Source organism: Myxococcus eversor (assembly GCF_010894455.1).
In the GTDB taxonomy this organism is placed as follows: Bacteria; Myxococcota; Myxococcia; order Myxococcales; family Myxococcaceae; genus Myxococcus; species Myxococcus eversor.
The window spans coordinates 428,325-446,875 of record NZ_JAAIXY010000003.1; the positions used below are offsets into that span (position 1 = coordinate 428,325).

General features: G+C 69.3%; 14 protein-coding genes. 5 read left to right on the forward strand and 9 right to left on the reverse strand.

The window, feature by feature from the left end; genetic code table 11:
- Window positions 1-7 precede the first annotated feature (7 nt).
- The 3 genes from G4D83_RS08595 to dapE all read right to left on the reverse strand — a co-directional run bounded on the left by G4D83_RS08595 (window position 8) and on the right by dapE (window position 3,069).
- Window positions 8-778, reverse strand: coding sequence for a LytR/AlgR family response regulator transcription factor (locus G4D83_RS08595; RefSeq protein WP_163864188.1), 771 nt, complete (start codon window positions 776-778; stop codon window positions 8-10).
- Complete coding sequence (locus G4D83_RS08600) at window positions 775-1,914, reverse strand: sensor histidine kinase (protein WP_163864189.1); 1,140 nt, start codon at window positions 1,912-1,914, stop codon at window positions 775-777. The genes G4D83_RS08595 and G4D83_RS08600 overlap by 4 nt, the downstream gene beginning before the upstream one ends.
- Before the next feature lie 72 nt (window positions 1,915-1,986).
- Entirely contained in the window at window positions 1,987-3,069 is a 1,083-nt protein-coding gene (gene dapE / locus G4D83_RS08605; RefSeq protein WP_163864190.1) for a succinyl-diaminopimelate desuccinylase, read from the reverse strand.
- Window positions 3,070-3,313: 244 nt separating this feature from the next.
- On the opposite strand from dapE, the gene G4D83_RS08610 reads away from it, so the two are divergent.
- Entirely contained in the window at window positions 3,314-5,047 is a 1,734-nt protein-coding gene (locus tag G4D83_RS08610; protein WP_163864191.1) for an ankyrin repeat domain-containing protein, read from the forward strand.
- Window positions 5,048-5,099: 52 nt separating this feature from the next.
- Here G4D83_RS08610 and G4D83_RS08615 read toward each other — a convergent pair whose 3' ends face one another.
- The 4 genes from G4D83_RS08615 to G4D83_RS08630 all read right to left on the reverse strand — a co-directional run bounded on the left by G4D83_RS08615 (window position 5,100) and on the right by G4D83_RS08630 (window position 8,868).
- Window positions 5,100-6,857 carry a hypothetical protein gene (locus G4D83_RS08615; protein WP_163864192.1) on the reverse strand — a complete coding sequence of 586 codons (1,758 nt, stop codon included), beginning with the start codon at window positions 6,855-6,857 and terminating at the stop codon, window positions 5,100-5,102.
- 108 nt (window positions 6,858-6,965) lie between these two features.
- On the reverse strand, window positions 6,966-7,622 hold the full coding sequence (locus tag G4D83_RS08620) for a cupin domain-containing protein (protein ID WP_163864193.1): 657 nt from the start codon (window positions 7,620-7,622) through the stop codon (window positions 6,966-6,968).
- A gap of 42 nt (window positions 7,623-7,664) precedes the next feature.
- Window positions 7,665-8,489, reverse strand: a complete 825-nt coding sequence (locus tag G4D83_RS08625) for a 2,3,4,5-tetrahydropyridine-2,6-dicarboxylate N-succinyltransferase (RefSeq protein ID WP_163864194.1) — start codon at window positions 8,487-8,489, stop codon at window positions 7,665-7,667.
- A 73-nt stretch (window positions 8,490-8,562) separates the two neighbouring features.
- Window positions 8,563-8,868, reverse strand: coding sequence for a hypothetical protein (locus G4D83_RS08630; RefSeq protein WP_163864195.1), 306 nt, complete (start codon window positions 8,866-8,868; stop codon window positions 8,563-8,565).
- Between the two features lie 211 nt (window positions 8,869-9,079).
- Between G4D83_RS08630 and G4D83_RS08635 the strand changes: the two genes are divergently transcribed.
- Window positions 9,080-11,476 (forward strand): carbohydrate-binding domain-containing protein, encoded by a 2,397-nt coding sequence (locus tag G4D83_RS08635; RefSeq protein WP_163864196.1) that lies wholly within the window; start codon window positions 9,080-9,082, stop codon window positions 11,474-11,476.
- Window positions 11,477-11,499: 23 nt separating this feature from the next.
- Window positions 11,500-13,170 carry a DUF1501 domain-containing protein gene (locus tag G4D83_RS08640; RefSeq protein ID WP_163864197.1) on the forward strand — a complete coding sequence of 557 codons (1,671 nt, stop codon included), beginning with the start codon at window positions 11,500-11,502 and terminating at the stop codon, window positions 13,168-13,170.
- Window positions 13,171-13,220: 50 nt separating this feature from the next.
- Here the strand turns inward: G4D83_RS08640 and G4D83_RS08645 are convergent, their stop codons facing one another.
- Window positions 13,221-13,460: a SelT/SelW/SelH family protein gene (locus tag G4D83_RS08645; RefSeq protein ID WP_240356218.1), complete on the reverse strand. Its 240-nt coding sequence runs from the start codon at window positions 13,458-13,460 to the stop codon at window positions 13,221-13,223.
- A 242-nt stretch (window positions 13,461-13,702) separates the two neighbouring features.
- Between G4D83_RS08645 and G4D83_RS08650 the strand changes: the two genes are divergently transcribed.
- Window positions 13,703-15,145, forward strand: a complete 1,443-nt coding sequence (locus tag G4D83_RS08650) for a pyridoxal phosphate-dependent decarboxylase family protein (protein ID WP_163864198.1) — start codon at window positions 13,703-13,705, stop codon at window positions 15,143-15,145.
- Here the strand turns inward: G4D83_RS08650 and G4D83_RS46775 are convergent.
- On the reverse strand, window positions 15,123-17,630 hold the full coding sequence (locus G4D83_RS46775) for an ATP-binding response regulator (protein WP_163864199.1): 2,508 nt from the start codon (window positions 17,628-17,630) through the stop codon (window positions 15,123-15,125). The genes G4D83_RS08650 and G4D83_RS46775 overlap by 23 nt on opposite strands.
- Window positions 17,631-17,830: 200 nt before the next feature.
- On the opposite strand from G4D83_RS46775, the gene G4D83_RS08660 reads away from it, so the two are divergent.
- A complete protein-coding gene (locus G4D83_RS08660; RefSeq protein WP_163864200.1) occupies window positions 17,831-18,550 on the forward strand; it encodes a glycosyltransferase family 2 protein in 720 nt (239 codons plus the stop codon).
- The last annotated feature ends 1 nt before the right edge of the window (window position 18,551 follow it).

Consider the following 18,551-nt stretch of genomic DNA (forward strand, 5'->3'; position numbering starts at 1 on the left):
GCACCCGTCACAACGGATGGCCGAGCACCTGCTCCAGTCGGGCCCGGTAGGTGCGGCTCAACGTCAGCTCCTGCCCATCGCGAAGCACCAGCCGGTGGTCCCCCGACAGCGTGGGTGACAGCGAGACGATGCGGTCCACGTTCACGAGCGCCGAGCGGTGCACCCGAGCGAACCGACGCGGCGGCAACCGCGCTTCCAGTTCCGCCATCGTCTCGCGCAGCAGGTGCTCCTCCGCGCCAACATGCAGCGTGACGTAGTTGCCGGCGGACTCCACCCAGTCGAGGTCCTCCACGGGCACCAGCAGCGTCCGGCTCCCGGTCTTCACCACCAGGCGCTCCGCGCTCCCAGGAACTGGGTCCGGACGCAGTTCCTGGAACAAGCGCTGGAGCTGCTGACGCAAGTCGCCCGGAGGCGCGGCCAGCCGCTCACGCACCCGCGTCAACGTGCGACGGAAGCGCTCCACGGTGAAGGGCTTGAGCAGATAGTCCACCGCGGCGGCATCGAAGGCCCGCAGCGCGTGTTGGGGCCACGCCGTCACGAAGACGATGACGGGAAGGGGCACCAGCGACGCCTCGGTCAGCACTCCGAAGCCATCCCGCTCCGGCATCTCCACATCCAGGAAGACCAGCGCGGGCCGCTCCCGAGCCAGCACCTCCAGGGCTTCCTGCCCGTCACCACATTCGGCCACCGGGTGCAGGTCCGGCTCCGAGGCCAGGAGCATGCGCAGGCGCTCGCGGGCCAGCGGCTCGTCATCGACGATGAGCGTGCGCACCATCATGTCCGCGCGCTCCGATAAGGAATCGAGAGCGAGACGACAAAGCCGCTCGGCACCTGGGCCCGCCACGTCAGCGACTGCTCGGCGCCATGGAGCCGCTCCAAGCGCGCACGCGTAGACCCCAGACCGATGCCCTCGTGCAGCTCCGTGACTCCCGGTGGCGGCCCCACTCCGTCGTCACCCACCTCCAGTGCAAGCCGCGCCCCTTCGCGATGCACGCGAACCCAGACACAGCCTGGTCCCCGACGCGGGGCGATGCCGTGACGAATCGCGTTCTCGACCAGGGGCTGGAGCAGCAACGGAGGCACCAGGGCATCACGCACCTCCAGCGCCACGTCCACCTCCACCTGGAGCCGGTCCGAGAAGCGGGTGCGCTCGATGTCGAGGTAGGGCGACAGCAGCTCCAGCTCCTCGGACAGAGGCACTTCGTGGCGGCCGTCCCGCTCCAGGCTCGCGCGCAGCAACTCGCTGAGTTGCCCCACCATGCGGTCCGCCGACTCCACATCCCTGTGCATCAGCGTGGAGATGGCATGCAGCGTGTTGAACAGGAAGTGGGGACGGAGCTGGCTGCGCAAGAGGTGGAGCTGCGCCTGCGCGAGCTGCGCCTCGAGCATCGAAGCCCGCACCGCCTCCTCGCGCATCCTCCGCGAATACCCGAGCGCCGCATCGAGCCCCACCACGGAGAGGTAGACGAGCAAATCGAAGTCCGTCGTCTTCGACAGCATCCACGTGAAGTGCGCCCACGCCGCCGGCCACCCGCCTCCGTTTGGCACCTGGACGAACTGCCTCAGCACCGCGACAAGCGCCAGGTGCAGCACCGCGAAGAACAACCCCGGCGGCACATGGAGCACGAGCTGCACGGGCCAGGGCTTCCCCGTCGCCGCCACCCGGCGCGCCACCGCGAGGATGAACGGCGTCAGGACCGCCCAGCAGTACCAGACGATGGCGCCCGTCAGCAGGGCCTCGCCGGTGTTGGGGGGCTCGCCTCGCGACGCGCGGTAGACGAAGAGCTGCGCGCCATAGAGGAGCGCGAGCACCGTGTAGCCCGCCAGCACCAGCGCGGGCCAACGCCAGTGGCTCGCAAGTCCGCGCCAGGAGGCAGCGGGCTCGGCGGCGCGAGCGGGGGTGTTCAATGACAAGGGAGGACTCGACGACATGGCGGGCGCGGTGGATTCTAATCCTCCCGCGCCCTCCTTGCGGAGTCCGCCCCGTCAACCCTTGAGGAACGCGGCCAGCTTCTCGTAGGCCACCGCCAACGGAGCGATGGGCGCGCTCTCGTTGGCCTGATGGGCCTGCGCCGTCTCACCGGGCCCGTAGTTGATGGCATCCACGCCCCACTCGCCGAAGCGGGCCACGTCCGTCCACGCCTGCTTGGACGCGGCGGGCAGTCCGGTGATGGCGAGCAGCTTCTGGAACAGCGGGTTGCCGGCGACGACGGGCCCGCTGGGCGACGCGTCCGAGATTTCCACCTCCGCGCGGCCCGCGACCAGCGCGTGCACGTCCGCCTTCGCCTGTTCGATGCTCTTGCCCGGCGCGAAGCGGTAGTTGAGGTTCAGCTCGAACGCCTCGGGGATGACGTTGCGCGCGCGCCCGCCCTTGGCGAGCGTGGCGTTGATGACCTCGTAGAAGCGGAAGCCGTCGACATCCACCTCCACGCGCTGACGGGCCAGCAGCTCCGTGAGGAACGGCCCCGCCTTGTGGATGGCGTTCTCCCCCTGCCACGGCCGCGCCGAGTGCGCGCTGCGCCCGGTGAAGCGCACCGTCACCTGCATGGAGCCGACGCAGCCCACCTGCACCTCGCTGTCCGTGGGCTCCATCGCGATGCCGAACTTCACACCCGCCAGGTCCGGCCGCTTCGCGAAGAGCGGAATCAAGCCGCTCTCCGCATAGGCGCCCTCCTCGCGCTCGTAGAAGAGGAACGCGAGATTCACCGGCAGCGTGTCGCGGCGCAGGTCCTCCGCCAGCGCCATCATCACCGCCAGCCCGCCCTTCATGTCCGAAGCACCCAGGCCGAAGACGCGCTCACCCTCGATGCGAGGCTCCCGCCCCACGTCACTGGGGTGCGCGGGCACCGTGTCCAGATGGCCGATGAGCGCCACCGTGGGACGAGGGTCGTCCAGGCGACCGAGCAGCAACGTGTGCCCTACCCGGAAGACCTCCCCCGCGGGGAAGTGCTGGAGCGCCCAGCGCTCGACGAAGTCCGCGATGGGGCCTTCGTGGGTGATGGGGCTGGAGATGCGGCACAGCTCGAGCGTCGTGCGGGCGAGCCTCATGGCGAGGTCTTGGGAGGACATACGCCGCGTACCATAGCGCCACCTCCCCCCGCCCGGTGGTCTCGCCTTCATGGCGACAACGAACGGGGTCGGCAAGCAGGCAGAACGAGGGGGCTCGAAACCATCGATTTGTGGAAAACCCATGACATGGGGCCCCGCCCGTGCTCCAGGGGACGGGCGGTGCGCGACGAGTCCCCCGGGATTGCGGGTGACAGTGCGAAGGGGTTCCCTGACACTCGCGCCGCTTTCCACCTCCGAGGCTGAAATGTCGGCGAAGTCGAACAGTGACGCGACCCAGGCTTTGCTCTCGCTCTGCGAAGCCAAGGCCCGCTGGAAGAACGAACTGACCGCGGAGGCCGTGAAGAAGGCCGTTGCCGAAGGCGCTGACGTGAAGGCTGGCAATCAGTACGGCATGACGGCCCTGCATCTCGCCGTGCAGGCGCCCTACTCGAAGGGTGACCCGCTCCCCAGCGTCGACGTGGCTCGGGCGCTCATCGACGCGGGCGCGGATGTGAATGCGCGCGACGACCATCAGCAGACGCCGTTGATACATGCCGTCAGCTACGAGCCGGACAAGGCCAGCGAGGACCGGGCGCTGGAGATCATCCGGGTGCTGCGCGCCGCGGGCGGCAAGGTGCCCTCGGAGGTGAAGGACAGGAGCGGCGGCGCGTTCAGACTGTCGACCGAGGCGCTCTACCGGGAGGTCCTGGACGCGGGCGCGGCCGTCAACGCACGGGACGATTCGGGACAGACGCCGCTTCACCGCGCGATGGCCGTGGGCAAGCCGGAGCTCGTGACGCTGCTGCTCGAGCGCGGCGCCGAAGTGAATGCCATCGACGGGATGGGACGCACGCCGATGGGCGTGGGGCTGCGCACCAAGGAGGAGGTGTGGGTGGCCCACAACAAGCGCACGCCGGGCTTCGTCGCGGCCATCAGCGCGCTGGAGGCCGCCGGAGGCAAGGCGAGAGTTCCCTTCCAGTACGACAGCACGGACCCGTTCGCGCCCTTCCCCATCGACGAGGCCGCGCTGACGAAGGCCCTGGAGGGCAAGAAGCTCTCCTTCAAGCACGCGGTGAGTTCGGCGCAGGAGCTGGCCACGGGGCTGCATAGCTTCGGTGACCCGAACGACGCGTTGGACAAGCTGGAGGCCGTGAGTGACGTGCTCGAAGTGGAGGAGCGGACGGTCCGGCTGAAGGGCCCGCTGACGCTGAAGCGCGCCTTCTTCCACCACGGCGACCTGGAGGTGGACGGCGACCTGGACATCCAGAAGCCGTTCGCGGTGACAGGGGACGTCATCGTGCACGGCGTGGTGCGCGACTGCGGGAATGACTCGCTCGTGAACATCCTGGGCGACCTGAAGTGCCACGGCCTCTACACCGACGGAGAGTTCAGCGTCGGGGGCGACATCGAGGCGCGGGACGTGGTGCTCGGCTACTACAACGACCACATCCTGAGCGCGGACACCATCCGGGCCAAGGTCGTCATCGAGGATGAACACGCCGTCGATGCCACCGTCGAGGCCGAGCACCACTTCGACATCGACACGTATGCCCAGGGCTACGGCGATGGCGTGGCCGACTCCCTCCGCGCCATCTTCGTCGACCAGGTGTTCGAGGGCGCCAAGGACGTGCCCGAGGAAGAGGAGTCGGACGAGGAGGAGCTGGACGAAGAGGACTCCGATGTGGACGACCTCGACGTGGAGGACTCGGACGACGTCGATTCCGACGACGAAGAAGAAGCGGACGAAGAGAACTCCGACGACGCGTCCGATGATGAAGACGACTCCGACGACGACGCGTCAGACGATGAGGAGTCCGACGACGAGGAGGAGCTGGACGACGAGGACTCCAGCGACGAAGAAGCAACGGACGACGACTCCGATGATGAAGAGGAGTCGGACGACGACGAGGATGAAGAGACGCCGCAGCTCGACAAGGGAGCGCTCTTCGACCGCATCCGCAAGGGGCTGCCTGTCTTCCGCAAGAAGGCGAAGAAGTAGGAGCCCCGCGAAGCAGGCACGGGAACATCCCTCCCGTGCCTGAAGCGGCCCGTCAGAACGTCCGGATGAAGTCGAGCTCCACGCCCGGCTTCTTCGTGCCACCCGCGTCGGAGGAGGTCACCGCCGGGGCCTTCGCCGGAAGCGCCGGGCTGCCCGACGCCTGCCACGCGGACACGTGGCGGAACGAGTTGGCGTCGAAGCCCGCGAGCATCAACACGTTGGGCACCCGCGAGGGCAGCGGCGCGTTCTCGTAGGCCGCCAGGTTCCACAACACCACGTCCACCGGACCCAGCACGTGGTGCCACGCCCGGAGCACGGCCTGGAGCGGAGGCACGCTCGCGTCGAACTCGAGGCCCTTCTTTCGCAGCGACTCCACCAGGGCCGGGTCCGCGCTCTGGACCTCCGGCGGATGGAACTGCATGTCGGAGAAGAAGTAGAGCGTGCGGGGCCTCGGCCGCGAGGGGTTCTTCAGCAGCAGGGCGATGAGGTTCATCACCGAGTTCACCACCTGCGTGCCGCCCCACCCCTGCCCGCCGCGCAGCTTCGTGGCCAGGTCGAACACCCCCTGCCCCGGCGCGCGGTCCTCCACGAAGATGTCATCGGAGAACGTCGCCGCGTACCCCAGCTCGCGCGCCATCACCGCGGCCAGCACCACCGCCACGTCACCTACGTGCGCCGAACTCTTCGCCCCGCCCAGCTTCGCGCCGAACATGGAGCCGGAGATATCCGCGATGCCCAGGCTCTTGCCCTCCGGCAACAAGCCCTCGCACACCTTCTCCAGGATGACCTCGAACACGGGAGCAATCGCCGGCACCGCGTCCGCGTGGAAGCAGTCCTCGCCCTGGGAGTCCTCCCGCGTCTTGCCCTCCTTCGCCGCCCACCACCCCATGTAGACCTGATGCGGCCACAGCCCCGCGAAGCGACGCTTGCGCGCCTCCGCCAGCAGCACCTCCACCGGAATGCCCGCCAGGTACATCGCGCGCAGGTAGCCCTTGAAGGCCAGGTCCGGCAGCAGCCCCGGCACGTCCAGCACGCGGCGCCACGTCTCCTGCGTCGACCCCAGGAACGACAGCGCCTGCTCCGTGGAGAGCCGCCCCTTCACGAAGTGCTCCACGCTCGTCTCGCCGCCGAAGAACGCGCGGCGCGCCTCCAACAGCTCCAGCCCCTCCGCCAGGGCCGAGCGCTCGCGCGTGGGCGCGTGCAGGTAGCGGTAGAGCTTCAGCGTGCGCTCGTCCAGGTGCGCCTTCGCCACGCCCATCGCATCCACCAGCCGCAGGCTCGCGCGCTGGCCGTTCTTCCGGCGCCGCGTGAGCGGGAACTGCCGCCCCGCGTACTTGAGCACCTGGTACAGGTCCATGCCCGCCAGCGCCCGCGCCATGCCCTTGCGCGCCGCCTCGGGCACCTCGCCCAGCCCCAGGTTGTCGAAGTGCGTGAGGAACACCGCCACGTCATCCGCGCGGTGTCGCAGACAGCGGAACGTGTACTCCTCCGTGAAGGGCCCGTCCGGGTCCGCCGCCGCGAGGATGGCCGGCGCGACACTCCCCTGGATGCGATTGCCCTTCCCCTTCACCGGGTCGCGCATGTACGCGGCGAACTTCCAGCCGAAGCCCCGCTCGTGACGCTCCGCCCCGAGCAGCGCCGTCGCGTAGCTCCGAATCTCCTCCACCTGGGTCCGGTAGAAGCTGTCCTCGAACAGCGCCGAACCCTGGGTGAAGGTCAGGTGCGTCAGCGGGTCCGTCTGGGACAGGTCGAAGGCCGCGGCGCCCTCGTGTGTCAGCGCTCCCACCACCTCACGCAGCACCTGAGGCATGTCCCCTCCCGACCTGAAAAGAAAAGTCGGCGCCCCGTCCCTGAAGGCAAGCCATCAGGGACTCATGGACGAAGTAGGGGCGCCAGATGTCTGGGAGGCTATGACAACTCACCCGGGCGTGGCGAGTTCTTCCTCGAACTCCGTCGCGCCCTCCAGCAGCGTCGCGCACAGACACGCGGGGCCCCGCAGCGCGCTGAAGCCGTGGGCACTGCCCTCCGTCTTCTCCAGCTCCTCGCCCGGCCACACCTCGTGCCCGCCGTCCTCGCGCAGCCCGCCCTCCAGCACCAGGTTCAGCTCGCGGCCATGGTGCGTGTGCCTGGGGTAATACACGCCCGGGTTCAGCCGCAGCACCGCGGCCATCATCCCCTCGCGCCCTGGGCCCGACTCCACCGGCAGCAGCTCCGAGCCCTCCACCGGCCCCGGCATCCACTGCGACGCGTCCGAGAGCGACTCCAGCAGGGCCAGCGCCCGCTCCCTCGACACGTCGTAGAACGCGGCCACCCGGTCCGCGAAGCGCTCCAGGCGACGCGGCCCCTCCATGCGCTCCATCAACCCCCGCAGCACGGCGGCGGGCGGCTCGACGGGCGGCACCGCCATCGACAGGCCCTCGCGAGCCATGGACAGGCGGTCGGCCTCGACCCGGCAACGCGAGCACGTGGACAGATGACGCTCCGCGGCCTCCCAGGCAGGGGAGTCCAGCGTACCCAGGGCCCACTCGGCCAGGATGTCGTCGAGGTGCTCCATCGTCACATTCCGTCCCGTCACACTCCCTCTACGGAAGTATCAGCCGCTCCGGATTTCTGGCGCTCAGACTGGCACGGCGAAGTCGCGCAGGGCCGAGTTGAGGCTCGTCTTCTTGTCCGTGGACTGTGTCCGCTGGCCGATGATGAGCGCGCAGGGGACCATGAACCTGCCCGCCGGGAACTGCTTCTCCCGCATCCCCGGAATCACCACGCTGCGCGCGGGGACGCGGCCCTTGTAGACGCGCTCCTCGGGGCCGGTGACATCGATGATTTGCGTGGACGCGGTGAGCACCACGTTGGCGCCCAGCACCGCCTCCTCCTCCACCACCACGCCCTCCACGACGATGCAGCGGCTGCCCAGGAAGGCCCGGTCCTCGATGATGACGGGCGACGCGGTGGGCGGCTCCAGCACGCCCCCCAGCCCCACGCCCCCGGACAGATGCACGTCGCTGCCCACCTGCGCGCAGCTGCCCACCGTGGCCCACGTATCCACCATGGTGCCCGAGCCCACGCGCGCGCCGATGTTGACGTAGCCGGGCATCACCACCGCGCCCCGCTCCACGAAGGCGCCGTAGCGCACCGTGCCCGGCGGCACCACGCGCACGCCCGCCTGGGCCAGGCCCTTCTTCAGCGGGACCTTGTCGTGGAACTCGAAGGGCCCCACCTCCATCACCTGCATCTCCGACACGGCGAAGAACAGGAGGATGGCCTCCTTCACCCAGGCGTGGACCTTCCAGCCCTCCGGGCCCTTCTCCGCCACGCGCAGCTCGCCCGAGTCCAGCCGCGCCACCGTCTCGCGCACGGCGGACACGAAGTCCGGGTCCTTCAGCTTCGTCCGGTCCGCGAACGCGGCGGAGACCTTCTGGGCAAGCTCGTCAATGGGCGACATGGCGCCTCCTTGAATCACAATTTGGAGCGCCGCGCCGCACCCAACCGCAAGCCCGAGGCCAGGCCCGGCGTGCTCAGGTCGACGCCGCGCTCGGATCCACCAGGGGCAGCGTCTGGGTGGTGATTTCCCCGTGCAGCGAGGGGGACGCCACCTCCACGGGCGCCGTCCCCTCCAGCTCCACCGTGCCCGGCGTCACGTGTCGCACCCGGGAGAGCGGCACCTGTCCCCACTTCTGGCTGAACGGCCAGCGCCGCACATAGATGTGCGTGCCGCTCAGCAGGGCCACGTACCCCAGCAACGCGCCCCCCTCGTCGCGCACGCGCATGCCTCGAATGATGGAGCGCCGCTCATAGGGCGACGCCGTGTCGGGCCAGGCCATCCGTCCACCTCCTCCCTCCAACCTGCGCCTTCCCCCACCTACCTGGGAGCACCCCTCGCCCCCCTGCTTCCTCGCCAGCACCGGCAACTGGAGCCCCAACAAATCCGATAACTTCCTGTTTTCTCTGAATGCGCCATGTTGACGACTGGTCAATCGCCCCACGGTCGTGCCAGCATGGGGTCACCCCTCACCCCTACCCCTGGAGGGCAACATGAGCGCTACCCCCCCGCGCCCGTGGAGCCTCGCAGTGGCAGTGCTCGCGTCATTCGCCGCCGGTTGCCTCGGCGAGGCGACGCTCGACATGCAAGGTGCGCCGGATTACGACAATCCGAACCCGCCCCCTCCCCCGGTCCAGCAGGATGGTTCGCTGCCGTGTGATTTGGAGAGCGTGCCCGCCGGGGTGACGCTCGCGGGCATCGCCAACGACTTCAACCGCGTGGTGCAGCCCGCATTGGTGCGGGAGACGTCGGGCTGTATCTCCTGCCACGCGCCCACCAGCGGACGGCTCTTCAAGGTGGGCCTCAACGGCGTGGAGAACTTCTACGCCATCCGCGCCGCGGGCTACCTCACCCCGTCGTCGGGCTCCATGCTGTCGCGTCTGGTCACCACGGACGAGAGCGCGCGGATGCCTCGGGCGCAGCCGTCCTGGAGCGCGCAGGAGATCGCCGCCGTGGCCAGCCTCACCTGCCAGTTGGCGGCGGTGGAGACGCGGCAGCCCTCGTCGCCTCCGGACGAGGAGTTTCCTCCGGCGCTGCTGGAGGCCTACGGCGGCCCGGCCGTCGCCACGTATGACAATCCCTTCCTGAGCTACGACCAGCTCAAGGGCAAGGTGAAGGCTGTCTTCAACGACGACTGGGTGCGCGGTGGCGTGGACCGCTTCGCGCAGAACGTGGGCGTGTTCGGCGGCGTGGACTACAAGGACCACTTCGTCGAGGCGCGCGTGGCCTCGGCCGACTTCTTCCTGGGCCTGGATGACCTGTCTCGCGACGTGTGCCTCACGGCCGCCACCGCGAAGACGGGGCCCTTCTCCGGCCTGGACCTGGGCCTGCCGCTGACGGACATCCCCGCGCCCTCCACCAAGACGTATGAGATGGAGGCCGCCGCGAAGGACGGCACCACCATTCCCCCGGGCACGCAGATTCTCGCGAGCACGGGCGGCAAGTCCGGCAGCACCGGGTGGAACCTCTACACCACCGGCACCCTCACCACGCTCCAGCCGTATGTCTTCCCCGCGTCCGCCACCTACCGCTTCACGGTGAAGGCCAAGGGAGACCTGTGCGGCCCGGACCTGCCGAACATGCAGCTCAAGGTGGACGGCGTGCTGGTGAAGGAGTGGACCGTCCCCAACAACACGGCCTACGCGGACTTCGTGCACACGCAGGCCGTCACCAGCGGGGACCACATCCTCACGGTGGGCTTCACCAACGACTACGGCGAGACGGGCGTCTGCGACCGCAACCTGCACGTGGACGCGCTGGTGGTGTACGGCCCCACGGAGGCCGCCACCGGCACGACTCGCGCGGACGCGGCGAAGGCCAAGGTGGACACCCTCTACCGGCGGATGCTGTACCGCGCCGCGACGTCGCAGGAGCGCTCCAACGGCTACGCGCTGGTGACGAGCCTGATGGACATCGAGGCCAACGCCACCAAGGCGTGGAGCGGCCTGTGCGAGGGCCTGATGCGCGCCCCCGACTTCCTCTTCACGCTGCCACCCTCCTACGAGACGCTCTCCGGCAAGGAGCGCGACAGGCTGCTGCTGGTGAAGCTGGCGCAGGACCTCCTCGGCCACCCGCCCACGGCCGCGGACTTCACCGCGCTGGAGAGCGGCACGAAGACGTGGGAGGCCCTGGTGGACGCCTATCTGGCGTCAGCGGACTTCCGCTCCAACTACTTCCGCCGCATGCGCGTGCGCACGGAGAGCGAGGGCACCGCGGACACGGACGAGCCCGCGCGCCTGTGGACCTTCCTCGTCGACCAGGAGCGCCCGCTGCAAGAACTGCTCGTCGGTGACTACTCGGTGGACGCGGCCTTCAAGCAGGTGGCGCGGCCCTCGCAGCACGGCAAGACGGGCGTGCTCACCATGAAGGGCTTCATCAAGAACAAGCCCGGCCTGCCGCACTACAACTACGCGGCCCGCGTGATGACGGACTTCATGGGCACGATGTACGAGGTGCCCGCCGAGGTCTTCGACATGCGCGGCGCGGCCACGGCCTCCTCCACGGTGGACCCCAGCAGCATCTGCTTCTCGTGCCACCAGACGCTCACCCCGCTGGCGCACCAGCGCTTGAAGTGGGACGACGAGGGCAACTTCCGCACGGCGGACGAGCAGGGCGTCACGCTGGACGACACGGACCGGAACCTGGCCACCACGTATGCCTTCAAGGGCTCGGGCATGGAGGCCTTCGCCACCCAGGCGGTGAAGAAGGAAGCCTTCGTGCGACGCACGCTCAACGCCCAGTACGCCCTCCTCTTCGGCCGGGAGATGCGGCACCTGGAGGACGAGCGCGTCATCTACAAGCGCCTGTGGGACGTCAGCCAGGCGCAGCACGGCAACCTGAAGGCCGTGCTCAAGTCTCTCGCCACCTCGCCCGAATACCTGCGCCAGTAACCGCGCCCCAAAGGACCGCCGCCATGAACCGCCGCCGATTCCTCGCGGGCGCCGCAGCGGGCGCCGCCATCAGCACCCTGGACTGGCTCCGCTTCTTCCGCTCCTTCGGAGTGCCCGGGACGAAGAAGGAGCTGGGCTTCGCCGAGGCCGCCGCCGCCGAGGCCGACAACCCGCACTTCCTCATCTACTGGTTCCAGGAGGGAGGCTGGGACGGGTACTCGATGCTCAACCCCGTCCACACGCCCAATGACTCCATCCGGGTCATCCCCGCGGGAGAGCTGCGGCCCGTGCCCTCGTGGACGCAGCACCGGTATCGTCCGAAGAACTACGGCACCACGCCCTGGGACCCGCCGCGGACGAAGGGCAACATCCAGTACGGCTACCTGGCGCAGGACGGCCTGGACCTGTTCCCGGACATGGCGGTGGTGTCCAGCCACAACGGCAACACCTTCCACTCCGGCGGCCGGTGGGAGTACCACTACGGCAAGTACAGCGCGTCGCTGTCCGGCAAGCGCAACGCGGACGAGCGCACGGTGATGCAGGCCTTCTGCGAGGCGTACGGCACGGGCTTCCTGTTGCCCCACGTCTCCTGGCACCGCTGGCTGTCGGACGGTGAGCTGTCCATTCCGTCCTATCCGGAGGGCACCGGCTACTACGAGAAGCTGGGCCCGGTGCACGCCCACACGCTCTACGGCAAGACGCCCGCCGCGATGCGCGACAGGCTGGCCTCGCTGGGCAACGTGGCGCAGGGGCAGCGCGACGCGCGCATCCGCCAGTTCACCGACAACCTCCAGGCCAGCTTCCTGGCGGAGAAGAACAGCGAGTCGGTGCGCGCCTTCTCGTCCGCGCTCCAGATTCACCGCGCGCTGACGGCCGGCGGCAGCATCAACCTGGACCCGCGCACGCTGTTCACCAACACCACGCTGCGCGCCGAGTTCGGCGTCACCGCCGCGGACGAGGCCACCGACTCCTCGTCAATCAACGGCAACCCCGCCCGCACGAAGGAGACGCCCAACACCAACGTGCAGGCGTTGATGACGTACGAGATGATGACGAAGGGGCTGTCCATCGGCTTCTTCATCGAGAACCGGGGCCTGCGCCAGTTCGACACGCACCGGGACAGGCGCTCCATCATGAACAACAAGGGCCAGACGGAGCAGCGCGACACCATGCGCAAGAACCTCTGGGACCCGCTCAAGACGCTGGTGGCGAAGCTCAAGTCGACGCCGTACGGGACGACGGGCAAGAGCTACTACGACTTCACCACCATCGTCCTCGCCTCGGAGATGGGCCGCACGATTCAGGGCGACGTGGAGGGCATCCTCACCAAGGCGGACGTGACGGACGCGCAGAAGTACGAGGAGATCATGCTCCAGGACTGCTGCCAGCACTGGCGGGTGAACAGCGCGGCCTTCCTGGGCGGCACCGTGCGCGGCAACACGCAGTACGGCCGCGTGGGCAGCGTGTCGCTGGACGGCATCCCCATGATGCCGGACGGCACGTTGGACCCGGCCTTCGACCCGGACACGGGCCTGCTGATTTCGGGGCGGACCAAGAACGCCAACAGCTTCATCTCCGACGCGGGCCACCTGTACGCGACGGCGCTGCACCTGTCCGGCCTGGACCCCGTGGCCCTGAAGGCCGCGGGCAAGGGCAAGAACGACAGGCCGGCGATGAAGTTCATCAAGCGCTGAAGTGACGAAGGCGACCTGGAGTTCCGCTCCGGGTCGCCCTCGTGCGCGGCTCATCCGTCGAGGGCGCGCGCCACCGCGTCGACCACCTCCTGGTCCGTGGGGAAGGCCAGCGAGTCCTTCCGGATGACCACCTTGTCGCCGACCCGGACCTCGTAGCTGCCCGACGGTCCTGGCTTCAGCTCCGTCTCCACATCCAGCTCATCCTTCAGCACGGCCGCCGCACGGGCGGCCCGAGGCTTGTAGCCTCAGGAATTGCAGTACGTAATCGAGACCTGCTTCGCGTCCGCCATGGCGTGTCTCCTCCGCCGGGCGCATCGGCCGCGCCCGTTCCCCTGGAGATAATGCGTTTCGAGTGCGCGGGCCAGCCTGCTTGCCTGCCCGCGCCGCACGTCCGCGCGAATCGTGCGCGACCCTGGGCCCCCTCCTCCCCGCCGCACGTCCGCGAGGGTCGTTCATTGGCGAGCGGGACTTCGGACACTCCGCGCGCGGCCGAGGACGTCGCCACCCGATACGGATAGGTTCCCGCTCCGCCATGACCGACTTTCGTGAGCGCATCGCCGCCGCCTATGACACCGAGGCCTTCCGTCGCGAGGGCCGCACCCTGGTGGACACGCTGGCGGACTACCTGGGCCAGGCGGAACGCGGCGAGGGAATGCCCGTGCTGCCGTGGGCGGCGCCCGCGGTGAACGTGGACCGCTTCGCCGCGTCCTTCCCGGAGGAGCCCACGGGCGACTTCACGGAGCTGGTGGCACGCGTGCTCTCCGGCTCCAACCACCTGCACCACCCGCGCTACGTCGGCCACCAGGTGACGGCCCCGGTGCCCCTGGCCGCGCTGTGCGACGCCGTGTCCTCCCTGCTCAACAACGGCATGGCCGTGTACGAGATGGGCCCCGTCTCCACCGCCATGGAGCGCAACGTGCTCAGGTGGATGGCGGCGCGCCTGGGCCTGCCGGAGTCCAGCGACGGGGTGCTGACCTCGGGCGGCTCGCTCGGCAACCTCACCGCGCTGCTCGCCGCGCGGCAGGCGAAGGCCGGCTATGACGCGTGGAACGAAGGCGCGCACGCGGGGCCGCCGCTCGCCGTGCTGGTGCCGACGACCGCGCACTACTGCCTGTCGCGCGCCACGCGCGTCATGGGCTGGGGCTCGGGCGGCGTGGTGCCCCTCCCCGTCGACGAGCGCTTCCGCCTGCGTCCGGAAGGCCTGGAGCCCGCGCTGGAGGCGGCCACGCGCGCGGGGCGCAAGGTCATCGCCGTCGTCGCCAGCGCCGGCTCCACCGCCACCGGCGCGTTCGACCCGCTGGAGCCCGTGGCCGACTTCTGCGAGCGCCACGGCCTGTGGTTCCACGTGGACGCCGCGCATGGCGCCGCCGCCGTGCTCAGCTCCGAGTACCGCCACCAGGCGCGCGGCATCGACCGCGCCGACTCCGTCGTCTGGGACGCGCACAAGGGCCTGCTGATGCCCGCGCTCATCACGGCCGTCCTCTTCCGCGACGGCGCGCGCTCCTTCGAGTCCTTCGCCCAGGAGGCCAGCTACCTCTTCGGCGACACGCAGCGCCCCTGGAGCGACGTGGGCCTGAGGACGATGGAGTGCACCAAGGAGATGATGGCGCTCAAGCTCTACGCCTGCCTCAGCGTGCTGGGCACGCGCCTGTTCGCGGACGCGGTGACGGAGTCATACACCCTGGCCCGCCGCTTCGCCGAGCGCCTGTCCGCCGCCCCCGACTTCGACGTGCCCGTCTCCCCCGACTGCAACATCGTCTGCTTCCGCCACACGCCCGCGCACGTCCCGCCCGAGGAGTGGGACGCCCTGCAGGCGCGCCTGCGCGAGCGACTGGTGACGCGCGGGGACTTCTACCTGGTGCAGACGAAGCTGCCCGGAGGCGTGTACCTGCGCGTCACCCTCATCAACCCCCTCACCACCGACGCGGACCTGGACGCGCTGATGGAGGCGCTCAGGACGGCAGCTCGACGGTGAACTCGCTGCCGACGCCAGGCTCGGAGGCCACCGAGACGACGCCGCCCAGCACCGACACCATCTCCCGCACCAGCGTCAGCCCCAGGCCCACGCCCGGCTTGGACTTGTTCTCCAGGGGCTCCAGGTGCGCGAAGGGCTCGAAGACGCGCGACTGCGCGGCGCGGGGGATGCCCGGGCCGGTGTCGCGCACCCGCAGCCGCCAGCCCTGGGCGTGCTCCTCCACCGCCACCGACACGCCGCCCTGCTCGGTGTACTTCACCGCGTTCGTCACCAGGTTGAGCAGCACCATCTGGACGATGCGCGGGTCCGTGCGCGCCACCGCCTTGCCGGGCGGACGCTCCAGCTCCAGCGCCAGCCCCTTGCGCCGCGCCTCCGCGCGCGCCTCCTCCACCACCTCCTCCACCACCTCGCCCAAATCCACCGCCTGACGCCTCACCACCAGCCGGCCCTCTTCGAGCTGGTTGTACTGGAGCACCATCTCCACCATGTCCCGCAGCCGCACCGTGGAGCGGTGCATCCGGTCGAACATGTCCAGCGCCCGGGGTGGCATGCCGCCCAGCTCCTTCTGGAGGGCGTGCTGGGTGAGCTGGAGCACCGACAGCGGCGTGCGCAGCTCGTGCGACACCAACTGGAGCAGCGTGCTGCGCGACGTGCTGGCGCGCTCGGTGGTCTCCAGCGCCACCTCCAACTGGCGCTTGCGCATGCCCAGCTCTCGCGCCATCGCCTCCAGGTCCACCGAGCGCGCGGCCAACAGGCCCTGGAGCACCTCGCGCGTGCGCTTCATCACCGCCAGGTTCCTCACCCGCGCCACCAGTTCCTCGGACACGAAGGGCTTCACCACGTAGTCCTGCGCCCCCGAGCGCAGCAGGTCCACCCGCATCGCATCGTCCGCGCGCGCGGTGAGCAGCAGGATGGGCGTGGACTCGATTCCGGGGCGCGAGCGCACCGCGCGCACCAGTTGGTCTCCCCCCATGCGCGGCATCATCAGGTCACTGACGATGACGTCCGGCTGCATCCGCTCCGCCTGCACCAGCCCGTCCACGCCGTCCACCGCGGTGGCCACCTGGAAGTCCTTCGACAGCGTCTCCACCACGAAGCGGCGCATCTCCCGCGTGTCCTCCACCACCAGCACGCGCGGGCGGCTCGAGTCCTCCGAGCGCGTCGATGCCACCACCTCCCGCGCCTCCGGCCGCAACACGTCCAGCTCCGCGCGCGCCGCCGCGCGCTGCTCCACCCGGACCTCCAGCTCCGGCCGGGCCATCAGCTTCACGCCCTCGGGCGCCATCAGCGGCAGCTCCACCACGAAGCGGGCGCCCCCTCCCTCCCGGTCCTCCACCCAGACGCGTCCCTCGTGCAGCATCACGAAGTCGCGGGTGATGGCCAACCCCAGCCCGGTGCCTCCCAAATCCCGCACCGTGGCCTCGTCCCCCTGGCGGAAGCGCTCGAAGATGGCCTCCCGCAGCTCCGGCCGCACCCCCGGCCCGGTGTCCTCCACCACCAGGCGCGCCCGGCCAGCCTCCGAGCTCAGCGCGACGCGGATGCCGCCGCCCGGCGGAGTGAATTTGGCCGCGTTGGACAGGAGGTTGAGCACCACGCGGTCCAGCTTCTCGGAGTCCACCTGCGCCGGCAGCATGTCCGGCAGCTCCACCTCGAAGTCCAGCCGCCGCTCCGCCGCCAGGCCCTCGAAGTTCTCCGCGCCCAGCCGCACCAGCCTCGCCAGGTCCATCTCCTCGTACTGGAGGCGCATCTTCCCCGCGTCCAGCTTGGCCACGTCCAGCAATGCATTCACGTGCCGCAACAACACCCGCGCGTTGCGGCGCATCACCTCCAGGTCCTTTCGGGCGGACTCGGACAGCTCCCCGTCGTGCAGCAGCCGCTCCACCGGCCCCAGGATGAGCGTCAGCGGCGTGCGCAGCTCATGGCTGACATTGGCGAAGAAGCCCGTGCGCTGCGCCTCCGACGCCTTCAGCCTCGCGTACAGCTCCTCCAGCTCCACGGAGCTCTTCTCCAGACGCACCCGCCTCTCCTCGGAGAGCCGCGCCGCGTCCGTGAACTCCACCACCCGCCCGCGCAGCGGCACCAGGTACATGCCCGTGGCCACCGACGCCACCGCCGTCACCACCTTGATGCCCCCTCCCAGGTAGTAGGCCGAATACCAGACGTTCCACACCTCCATCAGGTGCGTCAGCCCACACGCGGCGATGAAGACACCAAAGGACAGAATCATCCCGCCGAAGGGCAGGCGGCTGCGTCGCACCATCGCGTACAGCGTCAGCGAGATGAAGAAGTAGGCGGAGCCGATGAGGGCGTCCGACACGACATGCATCGCCACCAGGTCCTGTTTCCACAGGTAGCAGTGGCCATGCGGCATGTTCCAGGCACCGAGGAAAAAGTCCCGCAGGCCCGCCCAGGGGCCCTCATCCACCAGGGAAAACCGCTCCAGGGAAACCGCGCCGCGCACCGCACGTCCGAGCTGGTCGTTCATGGCGTTCCCTTCCGCTGTCCCGCATGAAAGAGGAGCCCCCCTAGGCCCTCCCCTCAACGGAGCATTCCACGAAAAGCAGGCGACTCTTGATACCGCCCATCTCACACCCTCGCGCGAGGAAAGGGCATGCACCTGGGTGCAGCGCGCCGGGTGCTGGACAGTCGCCCCCCGCGTCAAAATGAGGTAGAGCGCACACCGCCATGCTCGTCTCTCTTGTCATTCCTGTTTACAACGAGATTCCCACCCTCGCGGAGCTGCTGCGCCGCTGCATCGCCGTCGACTTTCCGAAGGAGCTCGTCCTGGTGGACGATTGTTCCCGGGACGGAAGTCGGGAGCTGCTCCAGCAGCTCGCGGAGCAGGGGGTGGGCGTATTGGGTGGGTCCCCCAAGAACCGGAACGAAGTCCGGGTGCTGTTCCAGGAGCAGAACCAGGGCAAGGGCGCGGCGCTGCGGCGCGGCTTCGCCGAGTCCACGGGGGACATCATCCTCGTGCAGGACGCGGACCTGGAATATGACCCGAAGGATATCCCGAAGGTGATTCAGCCCATCATCGACGGAGATGCGGACGTCGTCTTCGGCAGCCGCTTCACCGGGACGCCCCGGCGGGTGCTGTACTACTGGCACACGGTGCTCAACAACATCCTGACCACGCTCTCCAACATGACGAGCGGGCTGAACCTCACGGACATGGAGACCTGCTACAAGGCCTTCCGCGCCGAGGTGCTGCGCTCCGTCGAGGTGGAGGAGAACCGCTTCGGCTTCGAGCCCGAAATCACCGCCAAGGTGGCGCGCGGCAACTGGCGCATCTTCGAGGTGCCCATCAGCTACCACGGGCGCACGTACGAAGAGGGCAAGAAGATTGGCTGGAAGGACGGCGTGCGCGCCCTCTACGTCATCGGCAAGTACGCGCTGAAGCGGTAGG

Bases quoted from the DNA above. Each gene is read 5' to 3' on its own strand.
- G4D83_RS08595 (WP_163864188.1), bottom strand. From the start codon at position 778: ATGATGGTGCGCACGCTCATCGTCGATGACGAGCCGCTGGCCCGCGAG.
- dapE (WP_163864190.1), bottom strand. From the start codon at position 3,069: ATGTCCTCCCAAGACCTCGCCATGAGGCTCGCCCGCACGACGCTCGAG.
- G4D83_RS08610 (WP_163864191.1), top strand. From the start codon at position 3,314: ATGTCGGCGAAGTCGAACAGTGACGCGACCCAGGCTTTGCTCTCGCTC.
- G4D83_RS08615 (WP_163864192.1), bottom strand. From the start codon at position 6,857: ATGCCTCAGGTGCTGCGTGAGGTGGTGGGAGCGCTGACACACGAGGGC.
- G4D83_RS08625 (WP_163864194.1), bottom strand. From the start codon at position 8,489: ATGTCGCCCATTGACGAGCTTGCCCAGAAGGTCTCCGCCGCGTTCGCG.
- G4D83_RS08630 (WP_163864195.1), bottom strand. From the start codon at position 8,868: ATGGCCTGGCCCGACACGGCGTCGCCCTATGAGCGGCGCTCCATCATT.
- G4D83_RS08635 (WP_163864196.1), top strand. From the start codon at position 9,080: ATGAGCGCTACCCCCCCGCGCCCGTGGAGCCTCGCAGTGGCAGTGCTC.
- G4D83_RS08640 (WP_163864197.1), top strand. From the start codon at position 11,500: ATGAACCGCCGCCGATTCCTCGCGGGCGCCGCAGCGGGCGCCGCCATC.
- G4D83_RS08650 (WP_163864198.1), top strand. From the start codon at position 13,703: ATGACCGACTTTCGTGAGCGCATCGCCGCCGCCTATGACACCGAGGCC.
- G4D83_RS46775 (WP_163864199.1), bottom strand. From the start codon at position 17,630: ATGAACGACCAGCTCGGACGTGCGGTGCGCGGCGCGGTTTCCCTGGAG.
- G4D83_RS08660 (WP_163864200.1), top strand. From the start codon at position 17,831: ATGCTCGTCTCTCTTGTCATTCCTGTTTACAACGAGATTCCCACCCTC.